Genomic DNA, 16,354 nt, shown 5'->3' with positions numbered 1-16,354 from the left:
CGGAACACCCGGACGGAGACCGCCGGGCCGGGCGCCTTCCACACCGACGCGTACGGTCCGGACCGCATGTCCACGACCAGGTCGTCGTCCAGGCGGAGGGTCCTGCGCATCGCCGGGCGCCACGACGCCCCCAGGCCGCTTCCAGGCGGCAGTGACACGCCCATGGACAGCCGGTAGGGCGGGACGCGGTCGGTGAGCCTCAGCGCGCCCCACAGCCCCGAGAACACGATGATCTGCCGTGCGGCGGCCTCGGCGTCCAGATCGGCCAGGTCGAGGTTGTCGTAGAGGACGCCGGTGTAGAGCTGCGCCACGGGCAGTGTCGGCGCCTTGCGGAGAGCCTTGTTGCGAGCGAGGGCCTCGTCGGCCTGTCCGGGGGGAAGCCCGAGAACGTCCGCGGCGTCTGCGCCCCGGGACGCCTTCGCCAGGGCCGCCAGGACGCGCCGCCTCGTCGGCGTCAGGCCGGGGAAGCTCAGTGAGGCCAGGTCGAGGGGCGGACCGTCCCCCTCGGTAGCCTTCTTCTCCGACGGCGGCAGCAGGATGTGCACGATCCCCCCGAAAGCGGTGACGGATGGCGCGGTCATTGGACAGGCGTTTGGGCGAACTGGTCGCCGAGGCGTGGCCCGCGCCGTTCGCCCAGGATATGGGCGGCTGGCTGCTGCGCCACGCCGACGGTGTGACCAAGCGGGCCAACTCCGTCCTGCCCGTGCGCGACCCAGGGGACGTGGACCTGGCCATCGGGCGGGCCGAGCGCTTCTACACCGAGCTCGGGCTGCCGACCGTGTTCCTGATGGACGCCCAGGCGCGGCCCGGGGGGCTCGACGGAGTCCTTGAGCGGCGAGGCTACGAGCTGGTCGAACCGACGATCGCGATGACGACGGACCTGAGCGGTCCCCGCGAGCGCGGCGGCGTGGACGTCATGGACGCCCCGTCGCGGGAGTGGCTCGATCTGTGGTGGTCGGTGGACGGTCGCCACGACCACCAGCTGCCGATGGCGGAGAAGATTCTCACGGGGGTGGGCGCGGGCTACGCCGGCGTGGACGGTCTCGCCGTGGGGCGCGGCGTCATCCAGGGGAAGTGGCTCGGCGTCTACGCCATGGCCGTCGCGCCGGACGCGCGACGGCGGGGCCTGGGGCGGCGCGTCCTGCGGGCTCTTCTCGGCTGGGGGAGCGAGCGGGGATGCGAGCGGGCGTACCTGGTCGTCGTCGAGCGGAACGCCGCCGCCAGGGCGCTGTACGAATCGGAGGGGTTCGTGCCGGCGGAGGCCTATCACTACCGCGTAAGGAATGTCACCGCGAGGTGAGAACCGCGGGGGCGAGCGCATCAGGGCACTGTCCCAATATGGTTACGATACGCAGTCACTCATATACTCTCCGCAGTTATCGGAGCATCGCGCTGTGCGGAGGGTCAATGAAGGAAAAGGGAACGGCGGCCACCGTCTCCGGTAGCCGCCGTCCTTGGCTCGCTCTATTTGGAGGTCTACCGCTCCTCGTCCGGAGCGACAGTCGGGGTTTCGGTAAGCCGGTCGGTCTCGTCCTGTATGTCGGCCCCGTTGGAGCGGAGCGCCTCTGCGTACTTGCGACCGTGGTGGGCGCAGAACAGAAGGTCGCCGCCGCCTACAAGGACCGCACGGACGTAGGCCTGAGCGCCGCAGCGGTCGCATCGGTCGGCGACGGTCAGCGGCTTGGTTGGGGCAAGGGCTCCAGTCACGGCACCTTCCTCATGCTCGGGGTCGGTACTTAGGACAACATCTAACCCGACGTGGGCGTTCCCAACCTGGTTCTTCGTACGCCCACAGCAGAATGGCCCAATAAGTGACCGAGGTCACATTAGGCCGCGTCCCACCGGAACAGGCGCACGGCGATCAAGGCTCCGACGATCGCGACCCCCAGCAGAACGGCGATCTGGGGCAACGCCGAGGTCGGCCCGAGTCCTCTGCCCATCACATTGAGCATGCCCTCGTTGAGATAGCGCAGGGGGAAGATGTACGACAGCGTCCTCATCCAGGTCGGCGAGGCGTCCAGCGGGAAGAACGAGCCGCCGAGGAACGCCATCGGCAGCACGATCAGCTGGGTCACGGCCTGCGCGGTCTCCTGCGTCTTGGCCCACGCGCCGATCAGCATCCCGATCGACAGGAAGGCCAGCACGCCCGCGATGACCATGGGGATCGCCATCCACCAGGCGCCGCTGAGCTTCAGGCCGAACATCGGGAGCTGCGCCACGAGCACGAAGAGCGCGAACTGGACGAGCGCCACGGCGAGGCTGACCGCCACGCGCGCGGCGAACACGGTGGGGATGGGGGCCGGGGAGAGCTGGAGGCGGCGCAGGATGCCCTTGGTCCGCCACGTGACGAGCGTCTGGGACGCCCCGAAGACACCCGCCGACGCCAGTGCCCAGCCCAGCAGGCTCGGCGTGAAGAACTGGATGGCCTTGAGCGAGTCGTCCTCCACCCGCTGGTCGGTCAGCCGGTAGGCCGGCGGTTTGCCGGAGGCCGAGAGGTTCGCCGACTGGACGACCGAGTTCATCAGCCCCCGCACGGTCCCGGACTTGACCTGGTCGGCCGCCGAGTAGTGGACGACCAGCTCGCCCCCGCGCTGCTCCACGACGGCGTCCGCGTCGCCCTTCTCCACCGTGCGCAGGGCGGCGCCGCGGTCGGAGGCCTTCTCGACCTTCATGACCTTGCCGAGCTCGCCCCCTGCCTGCGCCACCGCCTGGTCGAGGACCGGCGCCCTGCCCACCTCCAGGATCTTCACCTTGGACGTGGACTGGTGGCCGAAGATCCCGCCGAAGACGACCAGGAACATCAGGGGGAACAGCACCGTGAAGAACAGGGCCGTGCGGTCGCGCCGGAAGCCCAGGAACATCGCTCTGGACAGGCTCTTGAAACTCTCGAACGTGCTCACGCCCTGTACTCCCGTCCGGTGAGCTCCAGAAAGACGTCCTCAAGGGTGGCGCCGCGGATCTGGACGCCGTCCAGCGCGTTCTTCGCGGCCATGGCGGCGACCACCGCGGAGGGGTCGCGGGTGGAGATGGTGAGCGAGACGCCGTCGTCCTCGGCCTCGTCCGCGCCCGGCAGGAGCCGCGCGTCGGCCACGTCCAGGACGCCGCTGGCCACGCTGATCCTGGCCGGGGCGTCCAGCCCGCGCACCAGGACCGCGGGCGGGCCGAGCCGCAGGACCCTGCCCGCGTCCATGATGGCGACGCGGTCGCACAGGCTCTCCGCCTCGTCCATGTAGTGCGTGGTCAGGACGATGGTGCGGCCCTCGGTGTTGATCGACCGGAGCACGTCCCACAGGTTGCGGCGCGCCTGCGGGTCCAGCGCGGCGGTGGGCTCGTCCAGGAACACGAGTTCGGGGTCGTGCACGAGCGCGCACGCGATGGACAGGCGCTGCGCCTGGCCGCCCGACAGCTTCTCGACGCGGGTGTCGGCCTTGTCGTCCAGGCCGACCAGTTCGAGCATCGAGTCGGCCTTCTTCGCGGGGACGCCGTAGAGGGAGCCGAACGTCCGCAGCTGCTCGCGCGCGGTCAGCCGCTCGAAGAAGGAGGACGCCTGCAACTGGACGCCGATCCGGGGGAGCAGCTTGGAGTTGCGCGGCCAGGGGGACATGCCGAGCACGGTGAGGTCGCCCTCGTCCGGCTCCCGCAGGCCCTCGATGATTTCCAGGGTGGTGGTCTTGCCCGCGCCGTTCGGCCCGAGGATGCCGAAGAACTCGCCCTCCTCGACGGAGAACGTCACCCCGTCCACGGCTCGGACGTCCCCGTATCGCTTGCGGAGGCCCGAGACCTCGATCGTTTGCGCCATGCGAGGACAGTAGGGATTAATCGGGCTTTCGCGCACCCACCCTCGGGTGGAGGTCCGGGTCCAGAAGTCGGAGTGCGGGTAGCCTGGCGAACCGTACGGGCCCTCCCGCGCCGGCGTGCGGAACGTCGGCGGCGGCGAGCCTTTCGGTGGATTGTCGGCGGCCGGGGGTACCCTGCTGCCGACCGTCCTACCCCCGAGGAGCACACGCACGTTGACCGCCGCGACCGCCGAAGCGACAACCGAAGACCCGCACGGCTACTCCGCCCGGCACCTCTCGGTGCTGGAGGGGCTGGAGGCCGTGCGCAAGCGACCCGGCATGTACATCGGGTCCACCGACAGCCGTGGCCTCGCGCACTGCCTGTGGGAGATCGTCGACAACTCCGTCGACGAGGCCCTCGCGGGCTACTGCACGCACATCAGCGTGACGATGCACGCCGACGGCTCCTTCGAGGTGGGCGACAACGGCCGCGGCATCCCGGTCGACCTGGAGCCCAAGACGGGCCTGCCCGGCGTCGAGCTGGTCATGACGCGGCTGCACGCGGGAGGAAAGTTCGGCGGCGTGTCCTACACCGCCTCCGGCGGCCTGCACGGCGTCGGCGCCTCCGTCGTCAACGCCCTGTCCGCGCGGCTGGACGTGGAGGTCGACCGCGACGGCCACACCCACGCCATCAGTTTCCGGCGCGGCCTGCCCGGCGAGTTCGCCGAGGACGGCCGCCCGAACGCCCGGTTCAAGAAGAAGTCGGGCCTGCGGCAGATCCGCAAGGTCGCCAAGAAGACCACCGGAAACCGCACCCGGTTCTGGCCCGACATGCAGATCTTCCTGAAGGACGCCACGGTCGAGCAGTCCCTCGTCCTCGACCGGATGCGGCAGACCGCGTTCCTCATCCCGGGCCTGACCATCGACGTCCGCGACGAGCGCGGCGGGGAGGTCGTCGACGAGACGTTCCGGTTCGACGGCGGCATCAGCGAGTACTGCTCCTATCTCGCCAAGGACGCCCCGATCGTCGACGTGCTGCGGCTCCAGGGGCGCGGCCACTTCACCGAGACCGTCCCCGTCCTCGACGAGCAGGGCCACCTGACGCCCACCGACGTCGAGCGCGATCTCGAGGTCGACGTCGCGCTGCGCTGGGGCAACGGCTACGACACGATCACCAAGTCGTTCGTCAACGTGATCGCCACCCCGAAGGGCGGCACGCACGTGCGCGGCTTCGACCGCGCCGTGCTCAAGGTCCTCAACGAGCAGCTCCGCGCGGTGAAGCTGCTCAAGAACGGCGACGAGGACGTCATCAAGGAGGACGTCCTGGAGGGCCTCACCGCCGTGGTGACGGTCCGCCTCCCCGAGCCGCAGTTCGAGGGCCAGACCAAGGAGATCCTCGGCACCTCCGCGGCGACGCGCATCGTCTCCCAGGTCGTGCAGCGCGAGCTGCGCGCGATCTTCGAGAACCCGTCGCGCGGGCAGAAGCAGCCGCTGCGCGCCGTCCTGGAGAAGGTGGTCGGCGCCGCCAAGACGCGCATCGCCGCCCGCACCCAGCGCGACAACCAGCGCCGCAAGAACGCCCTGGAGAACTCCGCCCTCCCGGCCAAGCTCGTCGACTGCCGTTCCGCCGACGACCGCAGCGAGCTGTTCATCGTCGAGGGCGACTCGGCCCTCGGCACCGCCAAGCTGGCCCGCAACTCCGAGTTCCAGGCGCTGCTGCCCATCCGCGGCAAGATCCTGAACGTGCAGAAGGCGTCCGTCGCCGACATGCTGAAGAACGCCGAGTGCGCCGCGATCATCCAGGTGCTCGGCGCCGGGTCGGGGCGGACGTTCGACGTCGAGGCCGCCCGCTACGGGCGCGTGGTGATCCTCGCCGACGCCGACGTCGACGGCGCGCACATCCGCACGCTGCTGCTCACGCTCTTCCACCGCTACATGCGGCCGATGCTGGAGGCCGGGCGGATCTACTCCGCCGTCCCGCCGCTGCACCGCATCGAGCTGGTCAAGCCGCGCAAGGGGCAGGACAAGTACATCTACACCTACTCCGACGCCGAGCTGCGGCAGCGGCTCGTCGAGCTGGAGCGCAAGGGCCAGCGCTGGAAGGAGCCGATCCAGCGCTACAAGGGCCTCGGTGAGATGGACGCCGACCAGCTGGCCGAGACGACGCTCGACCCCCGGCACCGGGTGCTGCGCCGCGTGCGCATCGAGGACGCCGAGGAGGCGGGCAAGGTGTTCGACCTGCTCATGGGCAGCGAGGTCGCCCCGCGCCGCGCGTTCATCACCGCCGGGGCCACCGAGCTGGACGTGGAGCGCATCGACACCTGATCTCCACCCTGGGGTGGAGTGCGGGAAGTCCAGCCGTGCGGCGATCCGCGCGAGGGCCGTCCCGTCCTACCCTCGGGGCATGAACACGCTGGACGACGTCCTCCCCGCCGCCGGCACCGCCCCCTCGGTCCCGTACCGGCGGTGGCGGGCGGGTCTCGCCGACGCGCGCCGCGCGCACGCCGTGCCCCTCGTCGCCGTGCCCCTCGTCGCCGTGCCGGTCGGCGTGGCGCCATGAGGATCACCCGTGTCGTGATCGCCGGGGGCCTGGTGACCTGGGTGCTCACCGCCTACGTACGCGGGTTGCTCAGGGCCGATCCCGCTCCGGCGCTGCACGGCGCCGGCCTGGCACTCGTCGTGCTCAACGTGGTCATGTTCGCCTTGCTGGGGAGCGGCATCTGGGTCGGGCGCAAGAGCGAGACGCGGCACCGGCGTGCGGGCGTGGCCCTTCTGCTGGCGGCCATCGGTTCGGCGCTGGCGCTGTACGCGCTCGCCCCCGACTCCGGCACCGGCTTCTTCTTCTCCATGGCCGGGCTCTGGATGCTGCTGATGTGGCTGCCGATGCCGTGGGGCATCGCGGTGAGCGCGCTGACGGTCGCCGCGATCGGCGGTCTGGGGGAGGCGTTCGGCTCCGGCGGCGCCGACGTCGGTCAGATGGCGGCGGTCGCGGGCATCACGCTGGGCGCGCTCGCGAGCCGCCGGGGCAAGGCCGCGCAGGAGGCGACCCGCCGCGCGGAGGCGGCCAACGCGGTCCTCGCGGAGCGATCGCACCTCGCGCGGGAGATCCACGACATCCTGGCCCACTCGCTGTCGGCGCAGATCGTCCACCTGGAGGGGGCGCGGCTGCTGCTGGCGCGGGACGGCGACCGCGCCCAGGCCCTGGACCGGGTGGAGCGCGCCCGGAACCTCGCCCGGTCCGGCCTGGAGGAGACGAGGCGGGCCCTGGCCACGCTGCGCGGGGAGATCCCGCAGCCCAAAGAGGTCATCCAGGAGCTCGCGGAGGAATTCCATGCGAGCACTGGGCGCCCCTGCGACGTGCACGTGACCGGCGCGCCGCGCGAGCTGCCGCCGCAGGCCGGGCTCGCGGTCGTCCGGACCGCGCAGGAGGCGCTCACCAACGTCCGCAAGCACGCTCCCGGCGCGCGCGCCCACGTCGCCTTGCGGTACCTCGCCGGCAGGGTGGAACTCGAAGTGACCGATACGGGCGGCACCGAGCCCGTCGAGGAGCCGGACGGCGGCGGCTACGGCCTCGTGGGCATGCGGGAGCGCGCGGAGCTGATCGATGGGACGCTGGTGACCGGACCGGACGGCAAGGGATTCCGCGTGTCCCTCAGCGTGCCGGCCTGACGGGAGGGCGAGCGGTGAGCGACACGGCGAGGATCCTGGTCGTCGACGACCAGACCGTGGTGCGTGAGGGCCTGGTCCTCCTGCTGGAACTGCTGCCGGGCATCGAGGTCGCGGGGGCGTGCGGCGACGGCGAGCGGGCCGTGGCGATGGTCGCCGAGCTGCGTCCCGACGTCGTCCTGATGGACCTGCGCATGCCGCGGATGGACGGGGTGGAGGCGACGCGCCGGATCAGGGAGGCGCACCCGGACGTCGGGATCGTCGTCCTCACCACCTACGCCGACGACGAGTCGATCTTCGCCGCGCTGCGCGCCGGGGCCCGCGGCTACCTCACCAAGGACGCCGACGCCGACGAGATCGCCCGCGCCGTCGCCGCCGTCCGCGGGGGCGCGTCGCGGCTGGACCCGGCCGTCCAGCGCCGGCTGGTCGAGGCCGTGGCGGCCGGCGAGGCCCCCCGCCGGGCTTCGGGCTCCGGGCTGCCGGACGGCCTGACCAGGCGCGAGGCGGAGGTGCTGGCCCTCATCGCCCGGGGGCGCTCCAACGCCGAGATCGCGGGCGACCTGTTCATCTCCGAGGCGACCGTCAAGACGCACATCAACAACCTGTTCGCCAAGGCGAACCTCCGCGACCGGGCCCAGGCCGTCACCTACGCCTTCCGGCACGGCCTCGGCGGATGATCTTCGGTCAGGGTCCGGCAAGGGCCGGGTCAAGCCCCCGTCGCGGGCGCCCGCGCGGCCCCAGCATGGGACCGTGCTGAGAACCTGCATGATCGCGGACTACCTGCGCCCCTACGCGCAATGGCGGATCAACCGCCCCGACCCCTGCGACGACGGCCGGAACGCCCGCGCCGCGATCGGCCTCATCGACGCGGCCGCCTACGTGAACGAGCTGGACGACAGCGAACGCGTCATCGTGCGCATGGCCATCGCCGGCTGCTTCACCCTGGGCCGCTTCAACCCGGGCGCGGAGGGGGAGAAGGTCATCCGGTTCTGGCACTACGACGACGCCTCCGGCGGCCCGGCCGACCTCCTGGAGATCCTGGCGGACTGCGCCGAGCGCGGCCTGCGGACGACGGTGCCGCATCCCCGCGAGGGCCAGACCGCCCCTGTGTGATCAGGCCGGCTCGTTGCCGGGCCTCCACTTGATGCCGCACCCCAGGCTGGGCGTGTGGGGCTCGGGGACGTCCTCTCCGGCCAGGACCAGGTCGAGCGCGGCTCTGAGCGCGGCGCCGTCCGCCACGACGTCGTTGCTCGGCCTCGCCCCGTCGAACTCGCCCCGGTAGGCGAGCGTGCGCTCTCGTCCGTAGAGGAAGAAGTCGGGCGTGCAGGCGGCCTTGAACGCCTTGGCCGTCTCCTGCGACTCGTCCACCAGGTACGGGAAGCCGAACCCGGCCCTCTTCGCCTGCTCCCGGAGGTGGTCGGCGCCGTCGTCGGGATAGTTGGAGACGTCGTTGCTGCACACGGCGACCGTGGCCAGCCCCCTGGTCGCGTACTCGGCGGTGAGAGCGCCGATCCCGTCCTCGATCCGCCGCACGTAGGGGCAGTGGTTGGACAGGAACACCACCAGGAGGACCGCCGCGTCCGGGAAGTCGCCGTCCGAGACGAACCCGCCCTCGACGGAGGGGAGCCGGAACGCGGGGACGGGGGAGCCGAGCGGAACCATGAACGATGCGATGGCCATGCCCCCATCATGGCCCACCGGTGACCAAGCGATCGCTTGCTAGGCTTCGGGCATGCCCTCCCAGGACCACATGAAGCAGGCGCTCCAGACCTACGTCGACGCCTTCAACGCCGCCGACGCGGTGACCGTTTCCGGCCTCTACGCCGACGACGCCGTCATCGAGGACCCGGTCGGCCACCCCCCGATCAGCGGCCGGGCCGCCATCGAGGAGTTCTACGCCAACGCCATCGCCGGCGGCGCCAAGCTCACCCTGGACGCTCCCATCCGCGGCTCCCACGGCGACCGCGCCGCCATGGCCTTCACCGTCGACGTCCCGGGCCTGCGCGTCCACGCCATCGACGTCATGACCTTCAACGCCGAAGGCAAGATCGTCCGGATGGAGGCCCACTGGGGCCCCGACGACATCGAGACCTGACGGCCTGGGGAAGGCGTCGCCGCGTCTCTGCCGGGGTGGAGCGGCCTTGTCGCCATCGGCGCGTCCGCCGACGAAGGTGCGGGAACCGTGTCCGTGCCGTGCCTTCTGTCGCCGTGTCCGGCGGCCTGGTGACCTCGAAGGCATGAACTGCGAGTGGCCGCATCCGGCCGCGCGCTTTCTGTAACTCATCGCTCACTGCAGGTGAGAGTCGGAAAGGGCGAGTGGGGTCCGCTCTCAATCCCGGTTATGTGCACGCTCCGTAATCAAGTGAGTCGCCGAGGCATCTGGCAGCCGAGCGTGACGTGATGAACACTCCTTGTGTTCGGTCCCCCTGGCTCACCTGCCGCCGCTCACGCCTCAGACACACCCCGCGTCTCGGGGTGCGCGTGGGCACCGGCGGTGGGGAGCCACCGTCGAAGGAGAACATATGTCGTCGATCAAGACCGCGGCTCTGGCCCTGGCCGCGACCGCCGCGGTGACCGGCCTGGTCACCGCCGGAGTCGCCAGCGCCCAGACCCCCGCCCAGACCCCCGCCAAGCCCGCCGCGGCCCGGGCCGCCGCCGTTCCGCCGGGCTATCAGATCGTGGCCCTGCCGAACGCCAACGTCCCCAACTTCCAGCGGCGGGTCGTCGTCTGCCCGGGCACCAAGCACGTCCTCGGCGGCGGCGGGGAGGCGCGCGGCAACGGCGCCATCCTGGTGGGCTCGTTCCCCACCGACGACGGTCGCGGCTGGATCGCGCTCGGCCGCCAGATCGGCTACAACGACGTCGGCATCAGCGTCTACGCGATCTGCGCCGACTGACGTCGACCCCTTCCGCCGGTCCCGGCCGCCTCCGAGCCGCCGGACGGTGGGTGAGGGGCGGAGGCCCCGGGCGATCGCCCGGGGCCTTTCGCGTCATTCCTCTTCGGGGGGCGCTTCTTCGGGGGCCGGGCCGATCGGACCGCTGACGGCGGTCAGCGGCGTGTCCAGCGGCTCGCCGGAGCCGTCCCTGCGGCCCAGGGTGACGTTGAGCGTCGCGGGCCTGCCGCCGGCGCCCGCCGCCCGCAGGGGCGTCAGGGCCGCCCAGGCCTGGAGCAGCACGTCCTCGCCCTTGAGGAAGCGGTGGGCGCGGACGCCGCCGGTGGCGCGGCCCTTGGACGGGAAGTCGGCGAAGTCGGCGAGTTTGATCCCGCCGGTCTGGGTGCCCGGCAGCGCCGAGGACGAGCCGGAGACCGTGATGACGCGGGCCTCGCGGGACGGGTCGAGGGCGCCGAACCACAGGACGCTCGCACCGGAGCCGAGCTTGATGCCCGCCATGCCGCCGGCGGCCCGGCCCTGCGGACGGACGACGGACGCGGGGAAGTGCAGGAGCTGGGCGTCGGTGCTGATGAAGACCAGGTGCTGCTCTTCGGACGTCAGCTGGACGGCGCCGACCACGCGGTCGCCGTCCTTGAGGCCGATGACCTCGAACTCGTCGCGGTTGGCGGGGAAGTCGGGAACCACCCGTTTGACCACGCCCTGGGCGGTGCCCAGCGCCAGGCCGCCGCCTTCCTCGCCGACGGAGGCGATGCCCACGACCGTCTCGTCGGGCTCCAGATCGACGTACTCGGTGACCGGCGCCCCGCCCGCCAGGGACGGGGGCGTCGCGGACGGCGGCAGCGTCGGCAGGTCGAGGACGTCGACGCGGATCATCCGGCCCAGGGACGTCACCGCGCCGACCTGCCCGCGGGCGGTGGCGGGCACGACCGAGGCCAGCACGTCGTGCGCGGCGCGGGGGCCGCTGTCGGGCAGGGGCGAGGCGTCGTGCGTGCGGGCCATGAGGCCGGTGGCGGACAGCAGCACCGTGCACGGGTCGTCGGCGACCTCCAGCGGCACGGCGTTCGCGGCGGTCTGGCCCGAGGACTCCAGCAGGATGGTGCGGCGCGGGGTGGCGAACTCCTTGACGACCTCGCCCATCTCCTTGGAGACGACGCCGCGCAGCTTGCGCTCCGAGTCGAGGATCGCGGTCAGCTTGGCGATCTCCTTGGCGAGCTGCTCCTTCTCCTTCTCCAGCTCCAGCCGGTCGAAGCGGGTGAGGCGGCGCAGCGGGGTGTCGAGGATGTACTGCGCCTGGATCTCCGACAGCTCGAAGATCTGCATGAGGCGCTGCTTGGCCTGGGCGGCGTCGTCGCTCTGCCGGATGACCTGGATGACCTCGTCGATGTTCAGCAGGGCGACGAGCAGGCCCTCCACCAGGTGCAGGCGGTCCTCGCGCTTCCTGCGCCGGAACAGGGAGCGGCGGCGGACGACGTCGATGCGGTGGTCGATGTAGACCTGGAGCAGGTCGCGCAGCCCGAGCGTGCGGGGCTGGCCGTCGACCAGGGCGACGTTGTTGATGCCGAACGTCTCCTCCATCGGCGTCAGCCGATAGAGGTCGGCGAGGACGGCCTCGGGGTTGAAGCCGTTCTTGATCTCGATGACCAGGCGGAGGCCGACGGTGCGGTCGGTGAGGTCCTTCAGGTCGGCGATGCCCTGGATCTTCTTGGCGTTGACCAGTTCCTTGATCTTGGCCTTCACCCGCTCGGGGCCGACGGCGTAGGGCAGCTCGCTGACGATGATGCCCTTGCGGCGGGGCGTGACGCTCTCGATGGAGACCGTGGCGCGGGTGCGGAACGTCCCCCGGCCGCGCTCGTAGGCGTCGCGGATGCCGTCCAGCCCGACGATCTTGCCCCCGGTGGGCAGGTCGGGGCCGGGCACGAAGCGCATCAGCTCTTCCAGCGTGGCGTCCGGGTGGTCGATCAGGTGCCGGGCCGCGGCGACGACCTCGCCGAGGTTGTGCGGCGCCATGTTCGTGGCCATCCCGACCGCGATGCCGGACGCGCCGTTGACCAGCAGGTTCGGGAACGCGGCGGGCAGCACCTCCGGCTCCTGCTCCTGCCCGTCGTAGTTGGGCCGGAACTCGACGGTGTCCTCGTCGATGGAGGAGACCATCAGCATCGCCTCGCGGGACAGCCGCGCCTCGGTGTACCGCATGGCGGCGGGCATGTCGTCGCCGCCGAGCGACCCGAAGTTGCCGTGCCCGTCCACGAGCGGCATCCGCATCGCCCAGGGCTGCGCCATCCGCACCATCGCGTCGTAGATGGCGCTGTCGCCGTGCGGGTGCAGCTTGCCCATGACCTCGCCGACGACGCGGGCGCACTTGACGTGCCCGCGGTCGGGGCGCAGCCCCATCTCGTTCATCGAGTACAGGATCCGCCGCTGGACGGGCTTCATGCCGTCGCGCGCGTCGGGAAGGGCCCGCTGGTAGATGACCGAGTAGGCGTATTCGAGGAAGCTGCCGCGCATCTCGTCGGAGACGTCGACGTCGACGATGTTCTCCTCGAAGTCCGGCGGAGGTGGAGGGGCTTGGGATCCGCGTCGTGCCATGCCCCACATTGTGGCCGGTCCCGGGGACATCTTTCGCCCGCCTCACCGGGTGATCCGGCCGAGTCGGCGGATCGATCCCGTTTCGTCACCTCCGCGGACCTGGCAGATTGGGTGGGAACCTGCCGGTTTCTCCGGGAGAAGTTCGTCGAGCAGGTGGAGGTTTCGTTGAGCGGGCTGGCCGACTTCCAGAACTCGATCTATCTGCAGGGGCTCGGCGACGTCCTGCCGGCGCTGCCCACGGACCTGACGAGGCTGGAGGGCCTCGCCGAGCGGTCGCTGTCGGCGCGGGCGTTCGGCTACGTGGCCGGGTCGGCGGGCAGCGAGGCGACCGCGCGGGCGAACCGCGCCGCGTTCGACCGGTGGCGGATCGTCCCGCGCATGCTGCGGGACGTCGCCGAGCGCGACCTGTCGGTGACCGTGCTGGGCACCCCGATGCCGTCGCCGGTCCTGCTCGGCCCCATCGGCGTGCAGTCGATCCTCCATCCGGACGGCGAGCTGGCGGTCGCGCGGGCGGCCGCGGCCGAGGGGCTGACGATGGTGCTGAGCACCGCGTCCTCGTTCGGCATCGAGGAGGTCGCGGAGGCGAACGGGGACGGGCCGCGCTGGTACCAGCTGTACTGGCCGAAGGACCGGGAACTCGCCGTCAGCTTCCTGGAGCGGGCGAAGTCGGCCGGGTACACCGCCCTGGTCGTCACGCTCGACACGTTCACGCTGGCGTGGCGCCCGCGCGATCTGGACCAGGCCTACCTGCCGTTCCTGCGGGGGATCGGCGTCGCGAACTACTTCAGCGACCCGGTCTTCCAGAAGGCCGTCGGCGGGCCGGTGACGGAGGCCAACCGCGACATGGCGCTCCTGCACTGGGTGGCGAACTTCGGCAACCCGAGCCTGACCTGGGACGACCTGATCTTCCTGCGCGAGCACTGGGACGGGCCCATCGCGCTCAAGGGCATCCAGCATCCCGACGACGCCCGCCAGGCCGTGGACGAGGGGATGGACGCCGTCGTCGTCTCCAACCACGGCGGGCGCCAGGTGGACGGCGCGGTCGCGTCGCTGGACGCGCTCCCCGGCGTGGTCGAGGCCGTCCGCGACCAGGCGACGGTCCTGTTCGACAGCGGGATCCGGACCGGGGCCGACATCGTCAAGGCGCTCGCCCTGGGCGCTGAGGCCGTCCTGGTCGCGCGGCCGTACGCCTACGGTCTGGCACTGGGCGGCCAGGCGGGCGTCCAGCACGTCCTGCGCTGCCTCCAGGCGGAACTGGAGCTCACGATGGCGCTTTCCGGCGTCAAGCGTCCAGACGAACTGCACCCGGAGATCCTCGTTCGCGCTTAGCCCGCGCGAAGGGCGAGGTCCGCCCGCCGGACTTTCACAGGCGATTGCGGGTAGGGAGACGCGCATGCGCTGGCCCGATCACGCCATCTGGTGGCACGCCTATCCCCTCGGCTTCGTCGGCGCCGAACCCTGGCCCGCCGAACCCGGGGGCGCTGCCCCGGAGCCGCGGCTCGGCCGGATCGCCGGATGGCTCGACCATCTCGTCGGCCTCGGCTGCAACGGCCTCGCGCTCGGGCCGGTGTTCGCGTCCGAGACGCACGGTTACGACACCGTCGACCACTACCGGGTCGATCCCCGTCTCGGCGGCGAGGGCGACCTGCGGCGGCTGATCGACGAGGCGTCCGGCAAGGGCGTCCGCGTGCTGCTCGACGGTGTCTTCAACCATGTCGGGCGCGGGTTCCCCCCGTTCGCCGATGTCGCCGCCAAGGGCGAGGGCTCGGCGTACAGGAAGTGGTTCCACGACGACCTGCGCACGTTCGAGGGCCACGATCGGCTCGTGACCCTGAACCACGCCGAACCCGAGGTCGCCGACTACGTCACCGATGTCATGACCCACTGGCTGGAGCGCGGCGTGGACGGATGGCGCCTCGACGCCGCCTACGCCGTCCCGGCGGACTTCTGGCGGACTGTCACAGACCGCGTCCGCGCGCGCTTCCCCGATGCCTGGCTCGTCGGTGAGGTCATCCACGGCGACTACGCGGGCCTTGTGGAACGGACCGGATTCGACTCCGTCACCCAGTACGAGTTGTGGAAGGCCATCTGGAGCTCACTGAACGACCGGAACTTCTTCGAGCTCGCCCATGCGCTGGACCGCCACAACGGGATGCTGGCGACCTTCGCCCCGCAGACCTTCGTCGGCAACCACGACGTGACCCGCATCGCCACAAGGCTGACCGAACGGCGCGATCTGGCCCACGCGCTGGTGATCCTGATGACCGTCGGCGGCGTCCCGTCCATCTACGCCGGTGACGAGTTCGCCTTCGAAGGCGTCAAGGAGGAGCGCGAGGGCGGGGACGACGCCATACGGCCAACGTTCCCCGCCCGGCCCGGCGACGTCCCCGGCCACGGCGGCGCCCACCACCGCCTCCACCAGGACCTCATCGGCGTGCGACGGCGCCACCCCTGGCTCGTCCGGGCGCGGACCACGGCGCACACCTTGACCAACACGGCCTTCTCCTACACCGTGCAGGACGGTCCGGAGCGGCTGGGCGTCGTGCTGAACGCGGGCGAGGAGCCCGCGAAGGTGTCCCTGCCCGCCGCCGGCTGGACGTGCGTGGCGGGTGACGCGGCCTTCACCGGGGACGGCGCCGTCGTCCCGCCCGCCGGCTGGGCGATCGCCGAACCATGACATCCGTCATGGGCCGCCCCTGAGAACTTCATGATCGTTTCCTGACGTCCGTGACTGCACGCCCGCGCCGCCGCCGGACAGCATGGAGGCCATGAGGGCACCTGTGATCGAGGTACGCGACCTGGACCTGAACGAGGCCGTGCGCAACGTCTCGTTCACCGTCGCGCGGGGAGAGGTCTACGCGCTGCTGGGCCGCTACGGCTCCGGCAAGACGGCCCTGCTGGAGATCCTCGCGGGGCTGCGGCGGCCCACCGGCGGAACCGTCCGGCTCCGCGGCGCCGACCCCTACACCGACCGGGACACCGCGCGCGCCGCCGCCGTCTGGCGCGACGGGGGCCTCTTCCCGGGACTGACCGTCGCCGAGGTGGTCGACGCCTGGCGGCGCTGGACCCTCGATCCGCTCACCCGGGACGAGGCGCTGCGGCTGGTCGGCCTCAGCCGCCTCGCCGACGTGCCGTTCGAGCGGCTGACCGCGGGGTGGCGCCGCATGCTCGACCTGGCGCTGGCCCTGGTCGGACGGTCGGACGTGCTCGTCCTCGACGAGCCCACCGCGGGGCTCGACGCCGCCGCCGCGGGCGAGGTGTGGTCCGTCCTGGCGAGGGTGGCCGCGGACGGGGCCGCCGTGGTGGTCGCGACCCGCGACCCGGGCGAGGCGTGCCGCGCCGACCGGGTCGGGATCCTCGACGAGGGCCGCCTGGTCACCGGACGGGACGCCGCCCGCCTCCGCGCCGCCTGAGCCCCCGCGCCCCCCTTGA

General features: G+C 71.6%; 17 protein-coding genes. 11 read left to right on the top strand and 6 right to left on the bottom strand.

The window, feature by feature from the left end:
* A partial coding sequence (gene yaaA / locus AB0C69_RS04340; protein ID WP_360349606.1) for a peroxide stress protein YaaA occupies positions 1 to 581 on the bottom strand: 581 nt, incomplete at its 3' end.
* Between yaaA and AB0C69_RS04335 the strand changes: the two genes are divergently transcribed.
* Positions 581 to 1,300, top strand: coding sequence for a GNAT family N-acetyltransferase (locus AB0C69_RS04335; RefSeq protein ID WP_360349603.1), 720 nt, complete (start codon positions 581 to 583; stop codon positions 1,298 to 1,300). The genes yaaA and AB0C69_RS04335 overlap by 1 nt on opposite strands.
* A gap of 176 nt (positions 1,301 to 1,476) precedes the next feature.
* On the opposite strand, the gene AB0C69_RS04330 is transcribed toward AB0C69_RS04335, so the two are convergent.
* From AB0C69_RS04330 to AB0C69_RS04320, 3 genes are all read right to left on the bottom strand, one after another.
* The gene (locus AB0C69_RS04330) at positions 1,477 to 1,707 is read right to left on the bottom strand and encodes a hypothetical protein (protein ID WP_345185546.1); all 231 of its coding nucleotides are present in this window, start codon (positions 1,705 to 1,707) and stop codon (positions 1,477 to 1,479) included.
* A 119-nt stretch (positions 1,708 to 1,826) separates the two neighbouring features.
* Positions 1,827 to 2,900 carry an ABC transporter permease gene (locus AB0C69_RS04325; RefSeq protein WP_360349600.1) on the bottom strand — a complete coding sequence of 358 codons (1,074 nt, stop codon included), beginning with the start codon at positions 2,898 to 2,900 and terminating at the stop codon, positions 1,827 to 1,829.
* The gene (locus tag AB0C69_RS04320) at positions 2,897 to 3,799 is read right to left on the bottom strand and encodes an ABC transporter ATP-binding protein (protein ID WP_345185553.1); all 903 of its coding nucleotides are present in this window, start codon (positions 3,797 to 3,799) and stop codon (positions 2,897 to 2,899) included. The genes AB0C69_RS04325 and AB0C69_RS04320 overlap by 4 nt, the downstream gene beginning before the upstream one ends.
* Before the next feature lie 211 nt (positions 3,800 to 4,010).
* Here AB0C69_RS04320 and AB0C69_RS04315 point away from each other — a divergent pair, with 211 nt between their 5' ends.
* From AB0C69_RS04315 to AB0C69_RS04295, 5 genes are all read left to right on the top strand, one after another.
* Positions 4,011 to 6,101: a DNA topoisomerase IV subunit B gene (locus AB0C69_RS04315; protein WP_360349597.1), complete on the top strand. Its 2,091-nt coding sequence runs from the start codon at positions 4,011 to 4,013 to the stop codon at positions 6,099 to 6,101.
* A 79-nt stretch (positions 6,102 to 6,180) separates the two neighbouring features.
* Positions 6,181 to 6,336, top strand: a complete 156-nt coding sequence (locus AB0C69_RS04310; RefSeq protein ID WP_360349594.1) for a hypothetical protein — start codon at positions 6,181 to 6,183, stop codon at positions 6,334 to 6,336.
* The gene (locus AB0C69_RS04305) at positions 6,333 to 7,445 is read left to right on the top strand and encodes a sensor histidine kinase (RefSeq protein WP_360349591.1); all 1,113 of its coding nucleotides are present in this window, start codon (positions 6,333 to 6,335) and stop codon (positions 7,443 to 7,445) included. Before AB0C69_RS04310 ends, AB0C69_RS04305 begins: the two co-directional genes overlap by 4 nt.
* A 14-nt stretch (positions 7,446 to 7,459) precedes the next feature.
* Positions 7,460 to 8,119, top strand: a complete 660-nt coding sequence (locus tag AB0C69_RS04300) for a response regulator transcription factor (RefSeq protein ID WP_345185566.1) — start codon at positions 7,460 to 7,462, stop codon at positions 8,117 to 8,119.
* A gap of 73 nt (positions 8,120 to 8,192) precedes the next feature.
* Positions 8,193 to 8,555, top strand: a complete 363-nt coding sequence (locus AB0C69_RS04295; RefSeq protein ID WP_345185568.1) for a hypothetical protein — start codon at positions 8,193 to 8,195, stop codon at positions 8,553 to 8,555.
* On the opposite strand, the gene AB0C69_RS04290 is transcribed toward AB0C69_RS04295, so the two are convergent.
* Entirely contained in the window at positions 8,556 to 9,122 is a 567-nt protein-coding gene (locus AB0C69_RS04290) for a thioredoxin family protein (RefSeq protein ID WP_360349586.1), read from the bottom strand.
* 52 nt (positions 9,123 to 9,174) lie between these two features.
* On the opposite strand from AB0C69_RS04290, the gene AB0C69_RS04285 reads away from it, so the two are divergent.
* Together AB0C69_RS04285 and AB0C69_RS04280 are read left to right on the top strand one after the other, a co-directional pair.
* Positions 9,175 to 9,537 carry a nuclear transport factor 2 family protein gene (locus tag AB0C69_RS04285; protein ID WP_345185575.1) on the top strand — a complete coding sequence of 121 codons (363 nt, stop codon included), beginning with the start codon at positions 9,175 to 9,177 and terminating at the stop codon, positions 9,535 to 9,537.
* A gap of 427 nt (positions 9,538 to 9,964) precedes the next feature.
* Complete coding sequence (locus AB0C69_RS04280; protein ID WP_360349583.1) at positions 9,965 to 10,339, top strand: hypothetical protein; 375 nt, start codon at positions 9,965 to 9,967, stop codon at positions 10,337 to 10,339.
* A gap of 93 nt (positions 10,340 to 10,432) precedes the next feature.
* Here AB0C69_RS04280 and AB0C69_RS04275 read toward each other — a convergent pair whose 3' ends face one another.
* Entirely contained in the window at positions 10,433 to 12,922 is a 2,490-nt protein-coding gene (locus AB0C69_RS04275; RefSeq protein ID WP_345185583.1) for a DNA topoisomerase IV subunit A, read from the bottom strand.
* 165 nt (positions 12,923 to 13,087) lie between these two features.
* Between AB0C69_RS04275 and AB0C69_RS04270 the strand changes: the two genes are divergently transcribed.
* The 3 genes from AB0C69_RS04270 (at position 13,088) to AB0C69_RS04260 (ending at position 16,335) form a co-directional block, all read left to right on the top strand.
* Positions 13,088 to 14,251, top strand: a complete 1,164-nt coding sequence (locus AB0C69_RS04270) for a lactate 2-monooxygenase (protein WP_360349580.1) — start codon at positions 13,088 to 13,090, stop codon at positions 14,249 to 14,251.
* A 64-nt stretch (positions 14,252 to 14,315) separates the two neighbouring features.
* The gene (locus AB0C69_RS04265; protein WP_360349577.1) at positions 14,316 to 15,599 is read left to right on the top strand and encodes an alpha-amylase family protein; all 1,284 of its coding nucleotides are present in this window, start codon (positions 14,316 to 14,318) and stop codon (positions 15,597 to 15,599) included.
* 91 nt (positions 15,600 to 15,690) lie between these two features.
* Positions 15,691 to 16,335 (top strand): ABC transporter ATP-binding protein, encoded by a 645-nt coding sequence (locus AB0C69_RS04260; protein ID WP_360349574.1) that lies wholly within the window; start codon positions 15,691 to 15,693, stop codon positions 16,333 to 16,335.
* Positions 16,336 to 16,354 lie beyond the last annotated feature (19 nt).

The organism is Actinomadura sp. NPDC048032, from assembly GCF_040653175.1.
Classification (GTDB): Bacteria; Actinomycetota; Actinomycetes; order Streptosporangiales; family Streptosporangiaceae; genus Spirillospora; species Spirillospora verrucosospora.
The sequence above is the reverse complement of the archived record's forward strand: the minus strand, read 5'-3'. Positions and strand labels throughout refer to the sequence as shown.

Excerpts from the sequence above, each read along its gene's own strand:
- AB0C69_RS04320 (WP_345185553.1), bottom strand. The coding sequence starts at position 3,799 with ATGGCGCAAACGATCGAGGTCTCGGGCCTCCGCAAGCGATACGGGGAC.
- AB0C69_RS04310 (WP_360349594.1), top strand. The coding sequence starts at position 6,181 with ATGAACACGCTGGACGACGTCCTCCCCGCCGCCGGCACCGCCCCCTCG.
- AB0C69_RS04305 (WP_360349591.1), top strand. The coding sequence starts at position 6,333 with ATGAGGATCACCCGTGTCGTGATCGCCGGGGGCCTGGTGACCTGGGTG.
- AB0C69_RS04290 (WP_360349586.1), bottom strand. The coding sequence starts at position 9,122 with ATGGCCATCGCATCGTTCATGGTTCCGCTCGGCTCCCCCGTCCCCGCG.
- AB0C69_RS04285 (WP_345185575.1), top strand. The coding sequence starts at position 9,175 with ATGCCCTCCCAGGACCACATGAAGCAGGCGCTCCAGACCTACGTCGAC.
- AB0C69_RS04280 (WP_360349583.1), top strand. The coding sequence starts at position 9,965 with ATGTCGTCGATCAAGACCGCGGCTCTGGCCCTGGCCGCGACCGCCGCG.
- AB0C69_RS04275 (WP_345185583.1), bottom strand. The coding sequence starts at position 12,922 with ATGGCACGACGCGGATCCCAAGCCCCTCCACCTCCGCCGGACTTCGAG.
- AB0C69_RS04265 (WP_360349577.1), top strand. The coding sequence starts at position 14,316 with ATGCGCTGGCCCGATCACGCCATCTGGTGGCACGCCTATCCCCTCGGC.
- AB0C69_RS04260 (WP_360349574.1), top strand. The coding sequence starts at position 15,691 with ATGAGGGCACCTGTGATCGAGGTACGCGACCTGGACCTGAACGAGGCC.